A 21429-nucleotide genomic window follows, 5' to 3' on the forward strand; every position below is an offset into this window, starting at 1 on the left:
CCGACCTGCGTTCGAATTGCCCTTTTTATTTCTGAGGTGGTATGGCTGTTGTAATAAATGATGCCTGGCGTCAGCGTTTTGGCGGCACCGCGCGTCTGTATGGTGAGAAATCATTGCAATTGTTTGCCAATGCGCATATCTGCGTGGTCGGCATCGGCGGCGTCGGCTCCTGGGCTGCGGAAGCGCTGGCGCGAACCGGTATCGGCGCGATCACGCTTATCGATATGGATGATGTCTGCGTGACCAACACCAACCGCCAGATTCATGCCCTGCGCGACAATGTCGGTCTGGCGAAAGCGGAAGTGATGGCCGAACGTATTCGCCAAATTAACCCCGACTGCCGGGTGACCGTGGTGGATGACTTTGTGACGCCGGATAACGTTGCCGAGTATATGAGCGCAGGTTTTAGCTACGTCATTGACGCAATTGACAGCGTGCGCCCAAAGGCGGCGTTGATTGCGTATTGTCGCCGCAATAAGATCCCGTTGGTTACCACGGGCGGCGCTGGCGGACAGGTAGACCCCACCCAGATTCAGGTCGTCGATCTCGCCAAAACCATTCAGGATCCGCTGGCGGCAAAACTGCGCGAACGGCTGAAAAGCGATTTTGGCGTGGTGAAAAACAGCAAAGGAAAACTGGGAGTGGACTGTGTGTTCTCAACGGAAGCGCTGGTTTACCCACAGTCTGACGGTAGCGTGTGCGCCATGAAAGCGACGGCAGAAGGCCCTAAACGGATGGACTGTGCGTCGGGTTTCGGCGCGGCAACCATGGTCACCGCCACGTTCGGTTTTGTGGCGGTCTCTCATGCGTTGAAAAAGATGATGGCAAAAGCGGCACGTCAGGGGCCAGCGGTATGAGCCGCCTTAATAATTGCCTCATTCAGCGCCGTCAGCCCCTGGCTGCGCGAGGCACTAAGCTGGGTGCGTAACCCCAGTTCATCGAACAGTGCCAACGGCGAGTGGGCCAGCAGTTCCGCCGCCGTTTTGCCTTCCACGGCAGTCAACAGTACAGCCAGTAGCCCACGCACGATGCGCCCCTCACTGTCACCGAAAAAATGCAGCGTGCCTTTTTCAGATAATGTATACCCCAGCCAGACGCGGTTTTCGCAGCCAGCAATCTCACTGGCTTGCGCTTTAAACGCTTCCGGCAGTGCCGGCAGTTGTTTTCCGAGCAGGATCAGTTGACGATATTTATCTTCCCATTGGGTCAGCGGGAGAAACATATCGCGTAAGGTTTCTTCGGTTATGGTTGTGCCGAACGGGTGTCCGGCAGGTATTGGACTTGTCATTAATCCACCAGTATTTCCAGCGCGCGATCAACGGCGTTGACCAGCGCATCCACATCGCCTTTGGTATTATAGGGCGCAAATGAGGCGCGTAGCGTACCCGCTACGCCAAGTTCCGCCAGCAGCGGCTGCGCGCAGTGCTGTCCGGCGCGTAGCGCAATGCCATACTCTGCAAGCAGTGTCACCATATCGCTGTGATGCACTCCGGCAAAATCAAAGGCCAGCAGACTGGCGTCCTGACAGCGAAACGAACGGAATCCCGGTCGCTGCGCCAGCGCGTCTTCCGCCAGCGTTGCCAGACCGCGACTCCAGCTTTCTGCCTGGATGATATCTACGTCGGCCAGCCACTCCAGCGCGGTACTCATGCCGATCACACCTGCGACGTTGGGTGTTCCGGCTTCCAGTTTCCACGGTGCCGCCTGCGTCGTGAACCCTGCGAAACTGACCTCGTTGATCATCTTTCCGCCGCCAAGCCAGGGAGACATGGCTTCCAGTAATTCTGGCTTGCCATACAGCACGCCGATCCCCGTAGGACCGTACAGTTTATGCCCGGAAAAGGCGTAAAAATCGATGTCGAGTGTCTGAACGTCTGCCGGGAAATGGACCACGCCCTGCGCGCCATCCACCATCACGACCATATCTGCCGCATGGGCGAGCGTTATGGCACGGGCTAAGTCCGGACAGCCGCCAGTAACGTTCGACATTTGTCCCAGGGCGAGGATTTTACTGCGCGGAGTGATGAATTCCGGTAAGCGTTCAACATCCGGCAGATGTTGGGCGTTAAGCGGCAGTTTGACCACTTTTGCGCCGGTCTGCTCCGCGACCATCAGCCACGGCACGAGGTTGGCGTGATGTTCCGCGACGCTGACGATAATCTCATCACCGGGTTGCAGGCGAGGGCGGGCGTAACTTTGCGCCACCATATTGATGGCCTCTGTGGTGCCACGCGTCCAGACGATGGTTTTGTCGTCTGGCGTATTCAACAGGCGGGCCACTTTCTCCCTGGCGGCTTCATAACGAGCCGTCAGGCGCTGAGCTTGCGCGAACTGGCTACGGTGAACGTTGCCGGCGCTCAGGCTATAGTACTGTTGGGTCGCCTCAATCACGGCCTGTGGTTTGAGGGCCGTCGCGGCGCTATCAAGATAGACGCCCGCATCGGCTAATGCAGGAAATTGCGCGCGAAACTGCGCGGGATTGAAAGCGTTCATGATTTTCCTCACTTCAGTCAGCCGATCGTGGCGCAATTCTGGCGTTGATTCAAGGTTTGCTTAACGCCAGGAATCCTCTGGATATCCTCGATATTCTGGCGAAATCAGACCAGTGTCTTATGCTGAATAATGTTAGGCAAATCTTTCTGCCTGTTACGAAGTCCGTTTTTAATAGCATAAACAGCTTTAAGGAGAAGAAGATGAAAAAGACTGCCGCAATTATCTCTGCATGTATGCTGACTTTTGCCCTGAGCGCCTGTTCCGGTTCGAACTATGTGATGCACACCAATGATGGACGGAGCATCGTCTCTGACGGGAAGCCGAAAACTGATGATGAGACCGGGATGATTTCGTACAAGGACGCTAACGGCAACAAACAGCAGATTAACCGTACTGATGTCAAAGAGATGGTCGAACTGGAAAAATAACCGGTCGCTGTCGGGCAAAAAAAAAGCACCGCAAGTTGGCGGTGCTACATTAATCACTATGGACAGACAGGGTAAATGTACAGGAAGTGAAAAAGGGTAGCCTCGCTACCGTGGTCTGAATCGCAGACCAATTGCAAACACAACAACACAACATCACAACCGTAAGCCAAAAGCTCACCAGAACACGCATTCCGATAAAACTTTTCGTTCCGGCTCAGGAAGTGCCGCCACTATAGGTATTTGCTGGTAGTTCCTCAATGGACAAATTATAATGGCTCAGATTAAAAAAACTAATAGGTTACACAGTGTAGCTTAATTGTTAAATTCTTTTAACATCAAAGTCTAAAAGCCATGTCAAAACGACTTCCCCCCCTGAACGCATTACGTGTTTTTGATGCCGCCGCACGGCACTTAAGCTTCACTCGCGCAGCAGAAGAGCTTTTTGTGACGCAGGCCGCAGTAAGTCACCAAATCAAGTCACTTGAGGATTTTCTGGGGCTTAAACTGTTCCGTCGACGCAACCGTTCTCTTCTTCTTACCGAAGAAGGCCAAAGCTACTTTCTCGACATCAAAGAGATTTTTTCGCAATTAACCGATGCGACGCGTAAACTTCAGGCGCGGAGTGCGAAAGGGGCGCTGACGGTCAGTTTATTGCCCAGTTTTGCCATTCAATGGTTAGTGCCGAGGCTCTCAAGCTTTAATTCAGCTTATCCGGGAATTGACGTCCGGATCCAGGCTGTCGACCGTCAGGAAGACAAGCTGGCGGACGATGTTGACGTGGCGATTTTTTATGGCCGTGGCAACTGGCCGGGGCTGCGCGTTGAAAAATTGTACGCCGAATATCTGTTACCGGTGTGCTCGCCGCTGCTGTTGACGGGTGATAAGCCGTTGAAGTCACCAGATGATTTAGCCAAACATACGTTGCTTCACGATGCCTCGCGTCGTGACTGGCAAACCTACACGCGCCAACTGGGTCTGAATCACATCAATGTGCAGCAGGGGCCTATCTTTAGCCACAGTGCGATGGTGCTTCAGGCCGCTATCCACGGACAGGGCGTTGCGCTGGCGAACAACGTGATGGCGCAATCAGAAATCGAGGCGGGGCGACTCGTCTGTCCGTTTAATGATGTGTTAGTCAGTAAGAACGCCTTTTATCTGGTTTGTCATGACAGTCAGGCAGAACTGGGTAAAATAGCTGCCTTCCGTCAGTGGATTCTGGCAAAAGCGGCGACAGAGCAAGAAAAATTCCGCTTTCGTTATGAACAATAACTTACTTAGGGTATTACGATGACCAGCCGATTTATGCTGATTTTTGCCGCTGTCAGTGGCTTTATCTATGTCGCTCTGGGGGCTTTTGGCGCCCACGTCCTGAGCAAAACCCTCGGTGTGGATGAAATGGGCTGGATCCAGACCGGCCTGCAGTACCAGGCGTTTCATACGCTGGCTATTTTTGGGCTGGCGGTTGCGATGCAGCGCCGCATCAGCATCTGGTTTTACTGGAGCAGCGTCTTCCTGGCGTTAGGCACGGTACTGTTTAGCGGCAGCCTGTATTGCCTGGCACTCTCTCATTTGCGCCTGTGGGCGTTTGTTACCCCTGTCGGCGGCGTCAGCTTCCTGGCGGGTTGGGTGCTGATGTTAATTGGCGCCATTCGTTTAAAGCGTAAGAGCGTAGTTCATGAATAAGGTTGTGTTGTTGTGTCGCCCGGGTTTTGAAAAAGAGTGTGCGGCAGAGATTACCGATAAGGCAGGGCGTCGGGAGCTGTTTGGTTTTGCGCGCGTCAAAGAGAACGCGGGTTATGTCATCTATGAATGCTACCAGGCCGACGATGCTGAAAAAATCATCAGCGAACTGCCCTTCAGTTCGCTGATTTTTGCCCGTCAGTGGTTTGTCGTCGGCGAGTTACTCCAGCATTTACCGCCGGAAGACCGCATTACGCCGATTGTCGGCATGTTGCAGGGCGTGGTGGAGAAGGGGGGCGATCTGCGCGTGGAAGTCGCAGATACCAACGAAAGCAAAGAGCTGATGAAGTTCTGCCGCAAATTCACCGTACCGCTGCGCGCCGCGCTGCGTGATGCAGGTATTCTGACAAACTATGAAACGCCGAAGCGCCCGGTTGTCCATGTCTTCTTTATTGCGCCAGGCTGCTGCTATACCGGCTACTCTTACGCCAGTAACAACTCGCCATACTATATGGGTATTCCGCGCCTGAAGTTCCCGGCCGATGCGCCCAGCCGTTCAACGCTGAAACTGGAAGAAGCCCTGCACGTGTTTATTCCGGAAGATGAGTGGGATGAACGCCTGGCGAACGGTATGTACGCAGTGGATTTGGGGGCCTGTCCCGGCGGCTGGACATATCAACTGGTCAAACGCAACATGTGGGTGTATTCCGTCGATAACGGACCGATGGCGCAAAGCCTGATGGATACCGGACAGGTGACCTGGCTGCGTGAAGATGGCTTTAAGTATCGCCCGAATCGTAACAACATTTCGTGGATGGTTTGTGACATGGTCGAGAAACCGGCGAAGGTCGCCGCGCTGATGGCGCAGTGGCTGGTTAACGGCTGGTGCCGGGAGACTATTTTCAACCTCAAATTACCGATGAAAAAACGCTATGAAGAGGTCTCGCAGAACCTGGCGTATATTCAGGCGCAGCTTGATGAACACGGTGTGAATGCACAGATTCAGGCGCGTCAGTTGTACCACGATCGTGAAGAGGTGACGGTGCATGTGCGTCGCCTGTGGGCGGCGGTGGGTGGTCGTCGCGACGAGCGGTAGTCACTCTTCTCCCTGGCCTGAAAGCGGGGACGTTTTCAGGCCAGTCATGTTTTCTCTTTCCACTACGGTTGTGACGCATCTGAAATAATATGCGTCACATCATCCAGATGCCCGAGCCGGGCTTCCCCTGAGCGGTTAAATTTGCTTTTGTCGATCAGTAACAGCGATTGCGACGCGCGTTTTAGCAAAATAGATTTAAAGCCGGCGTTGATGGCATTGGAGTCCCACAGCGCGCCGCTGCTGTCGATTCCCTCGCAGGAAAAAATAAACAGATCGATGTCGAGCGATTTGAGCTGTGAGATCAGGGAAGGATTAACATAGCACCCGTATTTACGTTCCAGTTGGCCGCCGGAGCTAATGAGCTGGATCTGCTCACGTTTGCCCAGCTCCTGGCAGATGGGATGGCTGTTGGTGAAAACGTGAATATTGATATCCGGCAGTTGGCGCGCCAGATACCAGCAGGTGGAGCTGGCATCCAGCGCAATCACCATGCCTTCTTCAATCCAGGTTAATGCTTCCCGGGCAATATCTGCCTTATGCGCATAATGACTCTTCAGCCGGATGTGAAAGGGATCTCCGCTGTCCTGGTTTTCCCGATGGATATATTTAGCACGACCGTGGTTACGCAGGATTTTACCCTGCGCCTGCAGTTCGCTGAGATCGCGGCGAATGGTCTCTTTGCTGACATTAAGCTCAACGGACAACGCGTCGGTTGTCAGGCTGTTATGGTTCATCAGCAGGTCTACTATCGCTTGCTGGCGTGCCGCTTTCATCTTTTCCCGTCCCTTCATTCGATAAACGCCCGCACCCGACGGGCGTACCGGCTTGAGGTTACGGCGTTACCCCTTTTTTTAAAAGAATATTCCCGTACTTCGCGCGCTCACCTGTGATAACGATCGCAAAGGCTTTTTGCGCACATTCATAAAACGCGTACCGGTCGATGCGCGTGATTTCCGGGCACGGTTGCTGTTGCGAAAGCGCCTCGCGATAACGTGTTTCAACGCCTGGATCGAGAGAATCGCCAGCGACCGCCGCCATCATGACCAGCGGCGGGGCGTAGCTGTCGAGTTCAAACAGCGGAATGATGGCGCGCAGCAAATCGCTCACCGACAAACCGTCGGCGCGTATAACCTGGGGGCCCAGACTGTGCGCAGGGAAGTGAGCATCAGAAAAGATGATCTCGTCGCCGTGCCCCATTTCCGCCAGGGTCTTCAGCAGTTCCGGGGAAATGAGTGGTGAAATTGTTTTTAGCATTTTAAACGCCCTCAATGAATTCGGGTTCGGTGTGTGGATAAAAATAGCGGTAGTGGTAATTCACTTGCGATCTGGCCTGTTCCGGCGTGGTAAACGCGCCCACGCCAAACCAGCCGTACATTGCCGCGCCAGCTACCGTGGTTTCCGCGTCATCCAGCACCTTAATGGGAAGATCGAGCATATCGGCTTTAATTTGATTCCAGAGCGCATTCCGGCTTCCTCCACCGACCAGCAGCAGTTCGCTTGCCTGGAAATGGGCGATTTTTTCCAGGGTATGCAAATTTCGCGCAAGTTGCTCTGTCAGGCCTTCCAGGGCCGCGCGATAAAAATGGCCCCGGGTGGTATTGAGCGTCACGCCTTGCCAACCCGCGTTCTGGCAGGCAAGCAGATCGCAGTGCATTTTCACCCCCTGGGCGCCAGCGGGGATTGCCCGGGCTTCTTCAATCAGCGTTTGCCAGGGGGTATCTGCTGTCCAGAACAGTTTGCGCACCCATTCGAGTACGCCTGATGCGAGCCACTGCATACCGGGGTTGTACAGTCCGGCGTGGCTGTCCAGTTCGCAGGTCGATCCGGCATAGTGGCTCAGCAGCGGGGTATTCACCTCAGCGCTGCGTACCATCAGAATCTCCCACGTGCCGGAAGAGAGCACCGGTTCGTTCTGCGCGGCGCCTGCGCCAAACAGAGCAAACTGCGTGTCATGTCCGGCCGAGATGACCGGAATTCCGGCGGGAAGCCCCAGCAGTGCGGCGGCATCGGCTTGCAGAGTACCAACCTGCTCACCGGCCTCGACCAGACGAGGAAAAAGACGGCGTGGTAAACCCGCAGCCTGCAAAATGTCGTCGCTGAAATCGCGTTGGGCAATGTCCAGCATCTGGCTGGTTCCGGCCATCGTGATGTCGGTGGTGAATTCACCGGTTAAACGGTGGTTGATCAATGAGGAGATGAACAGCCAGGCGTGAGCCTGTTCCAGCAACTGTGGGTGGTTTTCTTTCAGCCAGACCAGCTTATACAGTGTATTGAAGCTGAAAGCGCCGACGCCCGAAATCGCCTGGAGCTGCTGCGGGCGCATGATTCGGCTGATGTTTTCCATGACCGCTGCGGTACGTGGGCATTTCCAGCTAATCACCGGATAGAGCAACTGGCCCTGTTTATCGACCAGCGCGCCGTCAACACCGAAGGTGGTGACCGTAATACCGCGGATCTGCCGGGTGGATAACGCCGTCGCTACTCTCTGGCAGCAGTCGGCAAAACGTTGAAGAATGGCATCCAGCGACCACTGGTGCCAGGCGCTATTTTCGACGGCAATATCGCTGGCATTGGGCGTTGCGGCGCGGGCGACAATGTTACCCTGACGATCAACGGCAATCGCCCGGACGTTGGTAGCGCCGCAGTCAAGGACCAGGATGACGTCTTGATTCATAATGACTCCCTGAACATAGCCGGAGGGCGTGACGCTTCTCCGGCCTGAAATGGTGCATTTTGTCAGCCCGGTAAGCATGCGCTACCGGGCAAAAAACCTTAGCGTTTGTACAGCGGTCCGTAGTTCTGGCACGCGCGATAATCCTGGCCTTCGCTATCCATACCGTGTGCTGCCCAGGCGGAAGGGCGGTAGATCTTCGCTTCTTCTACGTTATGCATACAGACGGGAATGCGCAGCATGGATGCCAGGGTGATAAAGTCAGCGCCAACGTGGCCGATGGTCAGTACGCCGTGGTTCGCCCCCCAGTTCGCCATAACGGAATAGACGTCGGAGAACGGGCCTTTGCCGGTGAGACGCGGTGCGAACCAGGTTGTCGGCCAGGTCGAGTTGGTGCGGGCATCAAGCTGATCGTGCATCTCTTTGGGTAATTCGACGCTCCAGCCTTCGGCGATTTGCAGAACCGGACCCAGGCCTTTAATGATATTCACGCGAGTCATGGTAAACGGCACGCCGCCTTCGGTCAGGAAGCGGGAAGAGAAACCGCCCCCACGAAAGTATTCATGAATCGCCGGACACCATTCGGTCGCCGCCAGACAGGCATCCGCTTCCTGCGAAGTTATTTCCCAGTGCGGTTTCATGGTCGGCTTGCCGTTGTCGTCTCGCTGCTTACAGGAGCCGTCGAGGGCCGCAGAACCGGAGTTGATCAAGTGGATGATCCCATGCTCCGCCAGGCCGGTAAGCGGTTTACCGGTCACGCGCTCTACGGCTTGTGGCGACCAGTAGGTGCGCACGTCGGCGAAGATCTGGGCCGTACCGGTTAACTGATGGCCCATCAGCATCGCAACACCGTTCAGGCTGTCGTTTTCGGTGGCGACCACAAACGGTTCGCGGACGCCGTTCCAGTCAAAAGAGCTGTTCAGTAGCGCTTCTGCGGTATCGCCGTTGGGGTATTGATCGGTCCAGTGACGTTGACCCTGGAAACCTGCCGCAATCGCGTTGTAACCGAGGGATTCTTCGACCAGCCCTTTCTCCGCCAGCTTTTTGTTACCTTGCATCATGTCGCGAATACACATTGCCATCAGCAGGCTCTCTTTCAGCACCGCGCGGCTCTGCGCTTCATTGCGCTTATATTGTTGGGCGTTTTGATCTTCGCCATAACGGAAGTTTTTATCTGCCCACGCCAGCGCCATTTCCAGCTCGGCTTCGTCATAAATTTTCTGGTCAATGCGACGGCGCAGCTCCGTCATATCCACGGCCTGAACTTTCATACCCAGCCAGGATTCGAAGAAATTATGGTCAACGATGGAACCGGCGATCCCCATTGATACGCCACCGACGGAGAGATAGCTTTTACCTTTCAGGGTGGCAACGGCGAGGCCAGCTCGCGCAAAGCGCAGCAGTTTTTCTTCCACATCGGCTGGAATGGAGGTGTCATCTGCATCCTGCACGTCATGACCGTAAATGGAGAACGCCGGAATGCCTTTCTGACTGTGAGCAGCCAGTGCCGCCGCCAGATACACCGCGCCAGGACGCTCTGTACCGTTGAAGCCCCAGATCGCTTTTGGACGCATCGGATCCATATCGATGGTTTCACTGCCATAGCACCAGCACGGAGTGACCGTTATCGTCACGCCCACGTTCTGGCTGCTGAATTTCTCTTCACAGGCGGCAGATTCCGCCATTCCTGCGATGCAGCTATCGGCAATCACACACTCAACCTGCGCGCCGCAGGCGTGGCGGAGTTTCTCGCTGATAAGCGCCGCCGTCGCTTTTGCCATATTCATGGTCTGCTCTTCCAGCGACTCGCGTACGCCCATACGACGCCCATCAATCACCGGGCGGATACCTATCTTCGGTAAGCTGATTTTTTTCATTACAGGTTCCTCACGTTATTCGGAAAATGTTCAGTTTGTTGCCGTTTGAGAACGGAAACGAGCAAAAATAAAGATGACGGCAAAGCAGAGCGCCGGGACCAGTTCCGCCGTGGGGATGTTACCCGCCGCATCGCTGACGAAACCCATCACCGGCGTGACGATGCCGCCGCCAATGATGGTCATGACGATGAAGGACGAACCGTACTTCGTGTCCTGGCCGAGATTTTTGATGCCCAGAGAGAAAATGGTCGGATACTGAATAGACATAAACGCGCTGCACAGCGTCAGTGCCAGCAGACCAATATGACCACCGCTAAAGGCTGAAATCAGACACAAAAGCATGGCGAGCAGGGCATACGCTGCCAGCACTTTATGCGGTGCGAAGCGACTGATAAGCCAGGTGCCGGAGAAGCGACCAATAAAGAAGCACACCATCGTGCCGGTCAGATAGTTAGCCGCAAAACCGGGCGTCATGCCGGGGATCTCTTCGATTGCGTAACGAATCAGATAGCTCCAGCAGGCCGTTTGCGCGCCAACATAGCAGAACTGTGCCAGTACGGCCCAGCGCCAGTGGCGGATGCGTACGAGGCGAGCCAGTGAAGCGGAAAAGGTACTTTGTTCAGTGTCACTGTGATCGTCACTCTGCAGGGCCGGGAATCGGGTCAACATGATAAGAAGGGCGACAACGAGCACGATAGCCACGATTATCATGTAAGGCGTTTGCACCGATAACACCAGACTGTGTTTATAGGCGCTGAGTTGTTCCGGCGACATTTTATCGAGCACATCCTGCGATTGATGTGGCACGTTAGACAAAATAAGGCTTTGCCCAAAGACGACGGCGATAATAGCGCCAAAAGAGTTAAATGTTTGCGCCAGATTCAGCCGGAAATGCCCGCCGCTCTCTGGTCCTAATACGGTCACGAAGGGGTTTGCTGCTGTTTCAAGGCAACCTAAACCTGCGGCGATAATAAAAAGGCCGATCAAAAATAAGGTGTAATTCATGATTTCGGCTGCGGGCCAGAATAACGCCGCGCCAAAAGCATATAAGAATAGCCCGGTAATAATCCCTGCTTTGTAACTCAGTTTTTTCATTAATATCCCGGCAGGAATGGGAATAACGAAATAACCGAAATAAAAAGCTGACTGAATCAGCCCAGCCTGGAAATTGGTTAACGTAAAAGCTTGTTGAAACTGAGGTAATAATATGTCGTTCAGGTTATTCGCGACAGCCCAAAGAAAAAATAGCGAACAAAGTAAGGCGAACGGAATGATGTAGCGCTGACTTTGCCCGCTGGCCGCAGCACGAAAGCTCTGCGTTTGTATTGTTGTATTTCCCATAGCATCCTCATCGGTTCAGAAGCGTCAGAGTGTGGTTGGTCTTTCCCGCCAGACCGTAAAAATCCGGAGAGTTCTTGTTTGTAACCCGTATTCAGGGGCGACCTGGAAGGAACTCATGAATTCATTTTCAAATAAAAAGGGGCGTTTAATATGATAGCGGTCACATTTAGGGGATGAAGAAGAACTTTATGTGATTATCGTCACTTTAATTTATAAAAAACAATGCCCGTTTGAGAAAATAAAGTTTAAAACCCACAGCCTGAATGACCGAATTAATTTATTACCACGAAAACGGGCATTTGTTACAACGTTGAAGGAAAATGCCCGTTTTAAAAAAACTTATTAAGAGCGGTCATTTTTTATGGGAAGAGAGAGCGAAACAGAGAATGATTTTGCGTAATTAATAGAGATGCGTCACAAAATATAACGTTTCAAATTCCTTATTTAGTAATCGATATGATGATGGTGAACAAATACGCGATTAATTCAACAGAATGATAAGGATTGTTCTGTTGGTGCTTTTGAATCATCGAGAGAGGTAAGTAATGGAACGAAACACACTGGCCCGGCAGATCATCGATACCTGCCTGGAAATGACCCGGCTGGGGTTAAATCAGGGAACGGCTGGCAACGTAAGCGTGCGTTTCGAAGGGGGGATGTTAATCACCCCGACGGGGGTTCCTTACGAGAAACTCACTGAATCCCACATTGTTTACATTGATGCCGATGGAAAACATGAACAGGGGAAACTCCCCTCCAGCGAGTGGCGTTTTCATATGGCCGCATACCAGACGCGCCCGGATGCGCATGCCGTCGTCCATAATCATGCCGTGCATTGTACGGCGGTTTCGATCCTCAACCGACCTATCCCGGCCATCCATTATATGATTGCCGCCGCAGGGGGAAATTCGATTCCCTGCGCCCCTTATGCCACGTTTGGCACGCAGGCATTGTCAGAATTTGTTGCCGTAGCCCTCAAAAATCGCAAGGCAACATTGCTTCAGCATCATGGGCTGATAGCGTGTGAAGCTAATTTAGAAAAAGCGCTGTGGCTGGCGCATGAAGTGGAAGTGCTGGCGCAACTGTACCTGACCACGCTGGCAATCACCGACCCGGTGCCAATTCTGGATGATGATGAAATTGCAGTCGTACTGGAAAAATTCAAGACCTACGGATTACGTATCGAAGAGTAATTTCGCAACCGAAAAGGAGATGGACGATGGCGAACAGAATGATTCTGAACGAAACGGCGTGGTTTGGCCGGGGAGCGGTAGAGGCATTAACTGACGAGGTTAAGCGCAGGGGGTATCGTAAGGCGCTGATTGTGACTGATAAAACGCTGCTGGAATGCGGCGTGGTCGCGAAGGTGACGGATAAGATGGATGCGGCGGGTCTGGCCTGGGAGATCTACGACGGGGTGATCCCGAATCCTACTATCGCTGTGGTGAAAGAGGGGCTGGGCGTATTTGCGCAAAGCGGTGCTGATTACCTCATTGCGATTGGCGGAGGCTCTCCGCAGGATACCTGTAAAGCGATTGGCATTATCAGCAACAACCCCGAATTCGCGGATGTGCGCAGCCTGGAAGGATTGTCTCCTACCCGTAAAGCCAGTGTGCCGGTGATGGCGATTCCAACCACGGCGGGAACGGCGGCGGAAGTAACCATCAACTATGTGATTACCGATGAGGAAAAACGCCGCAAATTTGTGTGTGTCGATCCCCATGACATTCCGCAGGTGGCGTTTATTGATGCGGATATGATGGACGGCATGCCCCCTGCGTTAAAAGCGGCGACGGGCGTGGATGCGCTGACGCACGCCATTGAAGGCTATATCACCCGTGGCGCATGGGCGCTGACGGATGCATTGCATATCAAGGCGATCGAGATCATTGCCGGCGCACTACGCGGTTCCGTGGCTGGTGAACGTGATGCTGGAGAAGCGATGGCGCTCGGACAGTATGTTGCCGGAATGGGCTTCTCCAATGTAGGACTCGGTCTGGTTCATGGTATGGCACACCCATTGGGGGCGTTTTACAACACTCCCCACGGTGTGGCTAACGCCATTCTGTTGCCGCATATCATGCGCTATAACGCCGAATACACGGGCGAGAAGTTCCGTGACATTGCCCGGGCGATGGGCGTGAAGGTGGAAACACTAAGCCTGGCGCAAGTGCGTGACGCCGCGGTAGAGGCAGTATTTGCGCTTAACCGTGATGTGGGTATTCCGCTACACCTGCGTGATGTCGGTGTACGTAAAGAGGATATTCCGGCACTGGCGCAGGCGGCGTTTGACGACGTTTGTACCGGGGGCAACCCGCGTGAAGCCAGTATCGCCGAGATCGTCGAGTTGTATCACACCGCCTGGTGATGATGCGTAAAATGGCGGCTTCGGGTCGCCATTTTTATCGTGTCAGCCGCAATTGCTGCAGGTTGCCGTCGATATGCAAATCTGTTTGCAGACGCGCAATATCACGGCATAAGAATGCCATCTCTTTGTGGGTTTCCAGTTTTTTACGCCACTTTTCCGGCACCTCATCCAGATGGGCATAGATACCTTCAAGCGTCTGGAACTGTAACAGCAGTTGCGTGGCGCTTTTTGGGCCAATACCGGCGACGCCGGGCACTTTTGAACTGCTGATCCCTGCCAGTCCCCAGTAGTCTGGTAACTGCTCTGGCTGTACGCCAAACTCTTTTTCAATGAACGGCGCATCCAGCCAGCGTTTCTGAAAGTAATCGCGAATGCGTAAGGTGGGGGAAAGGAGCTGGCAATAGCCTTTGTCGGTGGAGACAATCGTGGCCTGATGGCCCGCCAGTGTGACTTTCACCGCAAGCGTTGCTGCCAGATCGTCAGCTTCATTTCCGCTGGAGACCCAGCATGCGACGCCGCGCTGCTCAAAGGCCGCGCGCAGAGCGGGCATTTCAGTGTGCAGTTCGTCAGGCATGGGGGGACGCCCCGCTTTATAGTCCGGAAGACGCTGATGGCGCCAGCCACTGTTACGCGCTTCGTCGTCAAACACCGCCACGGCGTGAGTGGGTTGGCTGTGAACGATGAGCTGATCAAGCGCGTGCTGGCAGGTCTCCACGCAGGGAGAGCCCTGAACGGCGTGGATACGGCGAATGAGATTGAGCGCGTCGACAATAAGCAGATGGACAGCCACGGAGTTCTCCCTTACAAACCCGCGGCTAGGGTAACATTCATGGCGACAGGAGGGTAGGCCCGGTAAGCGAAGCGCCACCGGGCAATAAGTTCGATTAATCGCAGGTGACAATCTTCATCGCCAGACCGCCGCGAGAAGTTTCGCGGTACTTGGCGTTCATGTCTTTACCGGTTTCGTACATGGTTTCGATCACTTTATCGAGGCAGACTCGCGGTTCGCTGGTGCGACGCAGCGCCATACGTGCGGCATTGACCGCTTTTACCGAAGCGATGGCGTTACGCTCGATGCAGGGCACCTGAACCTGTCCTGCAACCGGGTCGCAGGTGAGCCCCAGGTTGTGCTCCATGCCGATTTCCGCGGCAATACAAACCTGTGTCGGACTGCCGCCCAGCAGTTCCGCCAGACCCGCCGCTGCCATGGAACAGGCCACGCCGACTTCACCCTGACAGCCCACTTCCGCACCAGAAATCGAAGCGTTCATTTTGTACAGAGAACCAATCGCACTGGCGACCAGCATGTAGCGTGCCAGTGAGTTTGCGTTCACTTCGCGGATGAATTTGTCGTAGTAAGCCAGCACCGCCGGAACGATACCACATGCGCCGTTAGTCGGAGCGGTGACCACACGGCCGCCCGCGGCGTTCTCTTCGTTCACCGCCAGTGCGAACATGTTGATCCAGTCAACCACCGCCATCGGATCGGTCGTGGTTTTATCGCTGCTGACCAGCATACGGCGCAGCGCTGCCGCACGGCGGGGCACGCGCAGTTTACCTGGCAGCACGCCTTCGGTGGTGATACCGCGCTCAATGCCGCTGCGCATCACGTCCCAGACGTTGGCAAAGTGCTGTTCCAGCTCTTCTTTGCTGTGCAGCGCCAGTTCGTTTTGCATCATCAGGCCGGAGAGGGAAAGCCCGGTTTCCTGGCAGTGTCTTTGCAGATCGGCGGCGGATTTGTACGGATACGGTACGTTTACCGGCGCACTGTTCGGTAAGCCGAAGTGTTCTTCATCAACGATGAAACCACCGCCAATGGAGTAGTAAGTCTGGCTGTAGAGGACGTTATCGCCGGCCAGCGCGGTAATGCGCATCCCGTTCTCGTGCAGAGACAGGTTATCTGCATGGAAATTCATGCATTTATCCACCGGGAACTCGACCTCATGCTGACCGTTTGCCAGCAGCAGGCGTCCGTGGGTGTTCACATCCTGGATGAAACCCGGGATGGCATCGATGTCGACGGTGTCCGGCAGATTCCCTGCCAGGCCCATGATAATCGCGATATCGGTGTGGTGGCCTTTACCCGTCAGCGACAGGGAGCCATACACATCCACCACGACACGGGTGACATCGGTCAGAATAGTGCGTGCAATCAGATCGTCCGTGAATTGTTTGCCTGCTTTCATTGGTCCAACGGTGTGTGAACTGGAAGGGCCAATGCCGATTTTGAAAATATCGAATACGCTAATCATAGGGCATCCATTGCGGTTATATCAGGGAGGAAGCGCCGCCCGAAAGCGGCGCTATAAAACTTAGCTGAACAGAGAGTAGAAAATTGCGGAGATAGCAATCAGACCCATCACAACAACGAACACGTTGCTGATGTGGCCGCTGTACTTACGCATTGCCGGTACTTTGTGGATAGCGTACATCGGCATCAGGAACAGAATCATCGCGATGATTGGACCACCCAGGGTTTCGATCATACCGAGGATGCTTGGGTTCAGGGTTGCCACAATCCAGGTCGTTACCAGCATGAACAGCGCCGTGATGCGGTTCAGCTTGTTGATTTCGATGCTTTTGCCTTTGCCGCGCAGAGACTTGATCACCATCCCGTTGAAGCCTTCGCGAGCGCCCAGATAGTGGCCGAGGAAGGATTTGGTGATGGCAATCATCGCGATGATCGGAGCCATCCAGGCGATGATCGGCGCGTTAAAGTGGTTTGCCAGGTAAGACAGAATCGAGATGTTCTGTTCTTTAGCTGCCGCCAGATCCGCCGGCGTCAGGCTCAGTACGCAACTGAAGACGAAGAACATCACGGTCAATACCATCATGATGTGCGCGAATGCCAGAATCTTCGAGCATTTTTTCTCAGCGGCGTCGCCGTACTCTTCACGCTTCGCAACGGCGAAGGAAGAGATGATCGGGGAGTGGTTGAACGAGAATACCATCACCGGAATTGCCAGCCACAGCGTCATCCACAGGCCGTCACCCGTAGCGGCAGCAGAGTCAAAGGACAGGGTTTCCAGCGCGGCACCGCTCCACTGTGGGATCAGGTACAGCGCCAGCAGCATCAGCGCGGCAACAAACGGGAAAACCAGAATACTCATCGCCTTCACGATCATCTGCTCGCCAAAGCGAACGATGGTCATCATACCGACGATCAGAATCAGGGACAGAATCGCGCGCGGCGGTGGATTGATGGCTAACTGGTGAGTCAGGAAGCTTTCAACCGTGTTGGTGATTGCCACGCTATAAACCAACAGAATCGGGTAAATCGCGAAGAAGTAGAGCAGAGTAATCAACTTACCTGCGCCGATACCAAAGTGCTCTTCAACCACTTCAGTGATGTCTTCGCCCGGATTTTTACCGGACAGCACAAAACGGGTCAGACCGCGGTGTGCGAAGAAGGTCATTGGGAAAGCGATAATGGCCATGATGATCAGCGGAATCATTCCGCCGACGCCTGCGTTGATTGGCAGGAACAGTACGCCCGCACCGATAGCCGTGCCGTAAAGGCCCAGCATCCACATGGTGTCTGTCTTGCGCCATGCGCTTCGTGAATCAACCGAAGCAATAGTGCTGGTTTGAGTGGTTTCCATCTGGTTCTCCTGGAGGAAGCTAAAAATCAGGAAAAAGTTCCTGACCATAAAACGAAATTCTTGCAATGACGATTTTTATATAATTTTTAACCGTAATATTTTGCGGGCGGAAAGATACATTTTACTAATGAATCTATCAGTGATCGGGATCTCAAATGCAATAATCCACTTCTAATGTGGATAATCCTGGATCATTAATCTGTTAAAAAATCATCAAAGCGAATTTACGTGCGCGAAGGCTAACATTAACGACATATGGTCAGAAAGGAATCTCAGGAACTTTCGGAGGTTGAACCATAAAAAGCGCTCTTTTTAGTGGTTTATGGCGACTAACAGAAATTTAGACTCATAAAACACGGTTGTACCAGGCAGGTAATCGTTTGCGTGGTCACACTTTTTGTATGATGTATTAGTGGCCTTTATTATCCTCTTCAACTATCTCATTGGAATCCATAAAAAAACCGGGAGGGTAATCAACCGCTCCCGGTGTGCGATGTGCTTTGTGCGTCAGGCGCAAATTTCGTAGCAAGGAATGTAGGCGCTGCCGGGGAGCTTCATACGATGCTGCGCAACAAAACCCTGCAGGAGATCGTCCATCCGCCGCATCATTTCGCTGTCGCCGTGGATCTTATATGGCCCGAACTGTTCAATGGCGCGGATACCGACTTCCTTCACATTACCCGCCACAATGCCGGAGAAGGCACGACGCAGGTCTGCCGCCAGCACTTCAACGGGTTGGTCCGGGTAAAGTTTCAGGTTCGCCATGTTTTCGTGAGAAGGTTCGAACGGCATCTGGAGATCCGGCGCAATACGAATCGACCAGTTAAAGCTGTAGGCATCACCGGTATCACGACGGTTCTCTTTCACCAGCGGCATCGCTTTTTTCATCAGGCGCGCGACTTCTGCGGCGTCGTCAATGATAATGCGATAGTGTTTGCGTGCGGCTTCTCCCAGCGTATGGACGATGAACTCATCCAGCACGCGGAAATAATCTGCACTCTCTTTCGGGCCGGTCAGGATCAGCGGCAGAACCTGATCTTTGTTCGCCGGGTTCATCAGGATCCCCAGCAAATACAACAGCTCTTCCGCCGTTCCCACGCCACCCGGGAAAATGATGATACCGTGGGCGATACGCACGAAGGCTTCCAGACGCTTTTCAATGTCCGGCATGATGATCAGTTCGTTAACCAGCGGGTTAGGGGGTTCAGCGGCGATGATTGACGGTTCCGTCATCCCAATAAAACGACTGTCTTTGTAACGCTGCTGGGCGTGGCCTACCGCGGCGCCTTTCATTGGCGCTTCCATAGCACCTGGTCCACAGCCGGTACAGATATTCAGCTCGCGAAGACCCAACTGCGTTCCGACGCGCCGGGCGTACAGGTACTCATTTTCATTGATCGAGTGACCGCCCCAGCAGACCACCATGTTCGGCGCTTCGCCAACGTGTAGCGCTCTGGCGTTACGCAAAATGGAGAACACCAGGTTGGTGATATGCACTGAGCTTTCAAGATTCAGATGCTGGAAACGACCCGCGTTATGAATCTGACCGTTTACAAAGAGGATGTCGCGCAGCACGGCGAACAGGTTGGCCTGGAGCGCACGAATGATCCGACCGTCGACAAAGGCGTCTTCAGGTGGGTTGATAAGCTCCAGCTTCACGCCACGTTCGCGGCGCAGCACGTTAATGTCGAAACTTTCAAAGCGGGACAACAACTCTTTGCTGTTGTCGGTCAGACTGCCGGAGTTTAAAACGGCAAGCGAACAGTTACGAAACAGTTGATACAGGTCGCTGCTGGCCGTGCGTTTAAGCATATCGACTTCCAGTTGCGACAGCATGTCCATTGAGCCCAGGGGGCTAATATGTGTAATCAAGTAAACTCCTTACGGGACGCAAAAGGTCATTCCCTGTTGATTACAATAGCGCTGGCTTATGATCTTTCACAACCTTGCGCGTGGAATCCGACGCGCAAAATTGTGAAATAATTTACTGACGAACCAATCTGCCGGTTGCCGGCACAAAATCGGTATTACTACGCCACGGGTTAATATCGAGTCCACCCCGTCGCGTGTAGCGCGCATAAACGCTCAGTTTTTCCGGCTGGCAGAAGCGCAGCAGATCATTGAAGATGCGTTCGACGCACTGCTCGTGAAACTCGTTGTGATGGCGGAAAGAGACCAGATAACGGAGCAGCTTTTCGCGATCGATTTTACGCCCACGATACTGAATTTGTATGGAGCCCCAGTCTGGCTGATGGGTGATCAGGCAGTTTGATTTCAACAGATGGCTCACCAGCGTTTCTTCTATCACTTTTTCACCACTGGCGGCGTGCTGCAGATAATCGGTGGTGAACTGATAGTTGTCGATCTCTATCGGCTGCTCATCAATACAGGTGCCGTGAAAATGGGCAATGGGTTGTCCTTCCAGTTCGTCGAGGCGGTACAATGCGACGGTAACCTCACCTTGTGCGCAGGCGCGCAGATCGCTTTCCAGCGTCTTTTGTACGGCTTCCCAGGAATCAAATCGCGTCTGGTTAAAGCTGTTCAGATACAGCTTAAAGCTTTTGGATTCAATGAGATTGAGGCTGGTGTAATCCAGTTCCACATGACCGACGGCCACCTGAGGCAACCCTTTGGCATTCAGCCACGACAGTTCATACAGCGTCCAGATATCGGCACCGTGAAACGGCAGATTGTCTGCCTTTAACCCCAGCGGGTCACGATTCAGACTGCGGGGAACGCCCTGTAGCAAACTGGGATCGTAATTATCCCGGTAATCCGTTGATTTACCGAGCGTCAGGCCGTCGAGTGCCTGATGGTTTTCATAAGAAGACATGTTTCACCGTCATAAACCAGATACACTATCTGCCCAGTGTATCCTGGCTTTTATGAAGAGAGAAACCGGTGGACGAACAGACAGTTCTGGCCCTGAAGGCCTTTACGACGCGTTACTGTGACGCATGGCATGAAAAACACGATAGTTGGCCAATGAGCGAAGAGCTGTATGGCGTGCCTTCTCCCTGCATTATTTCAACCACCAGTGATGCCGTTTACTGGCAGCCGCAGCCCTTTGAAGGTGAACAGAATATCAGCGCGGTTGAACGTGCCTTTGATATTGTGATACAACCAGCGTTGCATGCATTTTATACCGCGCAGTTTGCCGGGGATATGCCCGCACAGTACGCGGATGAAACGCTGACGTTACTGCAAACCTGGAGCGCCGATGACTTCAGGCGTGTTCAGGAAAACCTGATCGGTCATCTGGTCACGCAAAAACGTTTGAAGCTGTCTCCGACACTGTTTATCGCCACTCAGGAGTCAGAACTGGATGTCATTTCAGTCTGTAATCTGTCGGGTGAAGTGATCAAAGAAACGCTGGGCACCCGTAAACGAGCTGTACTGGCTCCCACTCTTGCGGATTTCCTGAATCAACTTAAGCCTCTTCTGTAGTCTCTTTATCCCTGAATCCTGTGAGAGATCTCTTACAAGCCGTGTAGGAGATCGCCAGGAGATAAGTAAAGACTTATAGTGACGAATATTATCAATATTCCAATAAATCAATGAGTTAATGATTTCTTAATCACTTTCATATGAAATTTTCCTTAAGGTATTGTCTGTACGCACCTTGTAAGACGGCGTGAAAAAGGCGATTCTATGCGTGTCGACAAGGAGTCGTACAACGAAGTGAACATCAGGATGATGGCACTTCCGCAGGACACACCAGGAGGGTGTTGCAAGGAAAGGCTTCAGGATGGAGTAAAAAGGAAAACGCGGGATTGCGTTAAAGGACACCTCCAGGAGGGAGAACGAGAGCCGGTCGGGATGTTCGGTGGGTCAGGATGGCCAGGACGCTTCAGGATGAAGTAATCACATCGG

Annotated in this window: 20 protein-coding genes; 8 read left to right on the plus strand and 12 right to left on the minus strand. The window is 53.5% G+C overall.

Going from position 1 to position 21429, the window contains the following annotated elements; all coding sequences use genetic code 11:
- Positions 1–41 precede the first annotated feature (41 nt).
- Positions 42–857 carry a tRNA cyclic N6-threonylcarbamoyladenosine(37) synthase TcdA gene (tcdA, locus tag WB371_RS08970; protein WP_336219714.1) on the plus strand — a complete coding sequence of 272 codons (816 nt, stop codon included), beginning with the start codon at positions 42–44 and terminating at the stop codon, positions 855–857.
- Here the strand turns inward: tcdA and csdE are convergent.
- Together csdE and csdA are read right to left on the minus strand one after the other, a co-directional pair.
- On the minus strand, positions 839–1288 hold the full coding sequence (gene csdE / locus WB371_RS08975; RefSeq protein WP_336219715.1) for a cysteine desulfurase sulfur acceptor subunit CsdE: 450 nt from the start codon (positions 1286–1288) through the stop codon (positions 839–841). The two genes, tcdA and csdE, sit on opposite strands and share 19 nt — an antisense overlap.
- Entirely contained in the window at positions 1288–2493 is a 1206-nt protein-coding gene (csdA, locus tag WB371_RS08980) for a cysteine desulfurase CsdA (protein ID WP_336219716.1), read from the minus strand. Before csdA ends, csdE begins: the two co-directional genes overlap by 1 nt.
- A gap of 200 nt (positions 2494–2693) precedes the next feature.
- Between csdA and WB371_RS08985 the strand changes: the two genes are divergently transcribed.
- The 4 genes from WB371_RS08985 to rlmM all read left to right on the plus strand — a co-directional run bounded on the left by WB371_RS08985 (position 2694) and on the right by rlmM (position 5697).
- Entirely contained in the window at positions 2694–2921 is a 228-nt protein-coding gene (locus WB371_RS08985; RefSeq protein WP_336219717.1) for a YgdI/YgdR family lipoprotein, read from the plus strand.
- 351 nt (positions 2922–3272) lie between these two features.
- The gene (gene gcvA, locus WB371_RS08990) at positions 3273–4190 is read left to right on the plus strand and encodes a glycine cleavage system transcriptional regulator GcvA (RefSeq protein ID WP_336219718.1); all 918 of its coding nucleotides are present in this window, start codon (positions 3273–3275) and stop codon (positions 4188–4190) included.
- A gap of 18 nt (positions 4191–4208) precedes the next feature.
- The gene (locus WB371_RS08995) at positions 4209–4604 is read left to right on the plus strand and encodes a DUF423 domain-containing protein (RefSeq protein WP_336219719.1); all 396 of its coding nucleotides are present in this window, start codon (positions 4209–4211) and stop codon (positions 4602–4604) included.
- A complete protein-coding gene (gene rlmM, locus WB371_RS09000) occupies positions 4597–5697 on the plus strand; it encodes a 23S rRNA (cytidine(2498)-2'-O)-methyltransferase RlmM (protein ID WP_336219720.1) in 1101 nt (366 codons plus the stop codon). Before WB371_RS08995 ends, rlmM begins: the two co-directional genes overlap by 8 nt.
- A 62-nt stretch (positions 5698–5759) precedes the next feature.
- On the opposite strand, the gene fucR is transcribed toward rlmM, so the two are convergent.
- The 5 genes from fucR to fucP form a co-directional block, all read right to left on the minus strand.
- On the minus strand, positions 5760–6470 hold the full coding sequence (gene fucR, locus WB371_RS09005) for an L-fucose operon activator (RefSeq protein WP_336219867.1): 711 nt from the start codon (positions 6468–6470) through the stop codon (positions 5760–5762).
- 58 nt (positions 6471–6528) lie between these two features.
- On the minus strand, positions 6529–6951 hold the full coding sequence (gene fucU / locus WB371_RS09010) for an L-fucose mutarotase (protein WP_336219721.1): 423 nt from the start codon (positions 6949–6951) through the stop codon (positions 6529–6531).
- A gap of 1 nt (position 6952) precedes the next feature.
- Positions 6953–8371 (minus strand): L-fuculokinase, encoded by a 1419-nt coding sequence (fucK, locus tag WB371_RS09015; protein ID WP_336219722.1) that lies wholly within the window; start codon positions 8369–8371, stop codon positions 6953–6955.
- Positions 8372–8469: 98 nt separating this feature from the next.
- Positions 8470–10245 carry an L-fucose isomerase gene (gene fucI, locus WB371_RS09020; RefSeq protein WP_336219723.1) on the minus strand — a complete coding sequence of 592 codons (1776 nt, stop codon included), beginning with the start codon at positions 10243–10245 and terminating at the stop codon, positions 8470–8472.
- Between the two features lie 30 nt (positions 10246–10275).
- Positions 10276–11586, minus strand: coding sequence for an L-fucose:H+ symporter permease (gene fucP, locus WB371_RS09025; protein ID WP_336219724.1), 1311 nt, complete (start codon positions 11584–11586; stop codon positions 10276–10278).
- Positions 11587–12131: 545 nt separating this feature from the next.
- On the opposite strand from fucP, the gene fucA reads away from it, so the two are divergent.
- Both fucA and fucO read left to right on the plus strand, forming a co-directional pair.
- Positions 12132–12779 (plus strand): L-fuculose-phosphate aldolase, encoded by a 648-nt coding sequence (fucA, locus tag WB371_RS09030; protein ID WP_336219725.1) that lies wholly within the window; start codon positions 12132–12134, stop codon positions 12777–12779.
- A 26-nt stretch (positions 12780–12805) separates the two neighbouring features.
- Positions 12806–13954, plus strand: a complete 1149-nt coding sequence (gene fucO / locus WB371_RS09035) for a lactaldehyde reductase (RefSeq protein WP_336219726.1) — start codon at positions 12806–12808, stop codon at positions 13952–13954.
- A gap of 34 nt (positions 13955–13988) precedes the next feature.
- Here the strand turns inward: fucO and xni are convergent, their stop codons facing one another.
- The 5 genes from xni to queF all read right to left on the minus strand — a co-directional run bounded on the left by xni (position 13989) and on the right by queF (position 20389).
- Positions 13989–14744: a flap endonuclease Xni gene (gene xni, locus WB371_RS09040; protein WP_336219727.1), complete on the minus strand. Its 756-nt coding sequence runs from the start codon at positions 14742–14744 to the stop codon at positions 13989–13991.
- A 94-nt stretch (positions 14745–14838) separates the two neighbouring features.
- Positions 14839–16206 carry an L-serine ammonia-lyase gene (locus tag WB371_RS09045; RefSeq protein WP_336219728.1) on the minus strand — a complete coding sequence of 456 codons (1368 nt, stop codon included), beginning with the start codon at positions 16204–16206 and terminating at the stop codon, positions 14839–14841.
- A gap of 60 nt (positions 16207–16266) precedes the next feature.
- Positions 16267–17556 (minus strand): HAAAP family serine/threonine permease SdaC, encoded by a 1290-nt coding sequence (gene sdaC / locus WB371_RS09050; RefSeq protein ID WP_336219729.1) that lies wholly within the window; start codon positions 17554–17556, stop codon positions 16267–16269.
- Positions 17557–18063: 507 nt separating this feature from the next.
- Positions 18064–19428 (minus strand): nucleotide 5'-monophosphate nucleosidase PpnN, encoded by a 1365-nt coding sequence (gene ppnN / locus WB371_RS09055; protein ID WP_336219730.1) that lies wholly within the window; start codon positions 19426–19428, stop codon positions 18064–18066.
- Positions 19429–19540: 112 nt separating this feature from the next.
- The gene (gene queF / locus WB371_RS09060; RefSeq protein WP_336219731.1) at positions 19541–20389 is read right to left on the minus strand and encodes an NADPH-dependent 7-cyano-7-deazaguanine reductase QueF; all 849 of its coding nucleotides are present in this window, start codon (positions 20387–20389) and stop codon (positions 19541–19543) included.
- A 68-nt stretch (positions 20390–20457) separates the two neighbouring features.
- On the opposite strand from queF, the gene syd reads away from it, so the two are divergent.
- Positions 20458–21003: a SecY-interacting protein gene (gene syd / locus WB371_RS09065; RefSeq protein WP_336219732.1), complete on the plus strand. Its 546-nt coding sequence runs from the start codon at positions 20458–20460 to the stop codon at positions 21001–21003.
- Positions 21004–21429: the final 426 nt, after the last annotated feature.

It is taken from the genome of Citrobacter amalonaticus, from assembly GCF_037053465.1.
Lineage (GTDB): Bacteria > Pseudomonadota > Gammaproteobacteria > Enterobacterales > Enterobacteriaceae > Citrobacter_A > Citrobacter_A amalonaticus_H.

What these genes read in the sequence shown, in the direction of transcription:
- tcdA (WP_336219714.1), top strand. Translation starts at nt 42, where the DNA reads ATGGCTGTTGTAATAAATGATGCCTGGCGTCAGCGTTTTGGCGGCACC.
- csdE (WP_336219715.1), bottom strand. Translation starts at nt 1,288, where the DNA reads ATGACAAGTCCAATACCTGCCGGACACCCGTTCGGCACAACCATAACC.
- csdA (WP_336219716.1), bottom strand. Translation starts at nt 2,493, where the DNA reads ATGAACGCTTTCAATCCCGCGCAGTTTCGCGCGCAATTTCCTGCATTA.
- WB371_RS08985 (WP_336219717.1), top strand. Translation starts at nt 2,694, where the DNA reads ATGAAAAAGACTGCCGCAATTATCTCTGCATGTATGCTGACTTTTGCC.
- gcvA (WP_336219718.1), top strand. Translation starts at nt 3,273, where the DNA reads ATGTCAAAACGACTTCCCCCCCTGAACGCATTACGTGTTTTTGATGCC.
- WB371_RS08995 (WP_336219719.1), top strand. Translation starts at nt 4,209, where the DNA reads ATGACCAGCCGATTTATGCTGATTTTTGCCGCTGTCAGTGGCTTTATC.
- rlmM (WP_336219720.1), top strand. Translation starts at nt 4,597, where the DNA reads ATGAATAAGGTTGTGTTGTTGTGTCGCCCGGGTTTTGAAAAAGAGTGT.
- fucR (WP_336219867.1), bottom strand. Translation starts at nt 6,470, where the DNA reads ATGAAAGCGGCACGCCAGCAAGCGATAGTAGACCTGCTGATGAACCAT.
- fucU (WP_336219721.1), bottom strand. Translation starts at nt 6,951, where the DNA reads ATGCTAAAAACAATTTCACCACTCATTTCCCCGGAACTGCTGAAGACC.
- fucK (WP_336219722.1), bottom strand. Translation starts at nt 8,371, where the DNA reads ATGAATCAAGACGTCATCCTGGTCCTTGACTGCGGCGCTACCAACGTC.
- fucI (WP_336219723.1), bottom strand. Translation starts at nt 10,245, where the DNA reads ATGAAAAAAATCAGCTTACCGAAGATAGGTATCCGCCCGGTGATTGAT.
- fucP (WP_336219724.1), bottom strand. Translation starts at nt 11,586, where the DNA reads ATGGGAAATACAACAATACAAACGCAGAGCTTTCGTGCTGCGGCCAGC.
- fucA (WP_336219725.1), top strand. Translation starts at nt 12,132, where the DNA reads ATGGAACGAAACACACTGGCCCGGCAGATCATCGATACCTGCCTGGAA.
- fucO (WP_336219726.1), top strand. Translation starts at nt 12,806, where the DNA reads ATGGCGAACAGAATGATTCTGAACGAAACGGCGTGGTTTGGCCGGGGA.
- WB371_RS09045 (WP_336219728.1), bottom strand. Translation starts at nt 16,206, where the DNA reads ATGATTAGCGTATTCGATATTTTCAAAATCGGCATTGGCCCTTCCAGT.
- sdaC (WP_336219729.1), bottom strand. Translation starts at nt 17,556, where the DNA reads ATGGAAACCACTCAAACCAGCACTATTGCTTCGGTTGATTCACGAAGC.
- queF (WP_336219731.1), bottom strand. Translation starts at nt 20,389, where the DNA reads ATGTCTTCTTATGAAAACCATCAGGCACTCGACGGCCTGACGCTCGGT.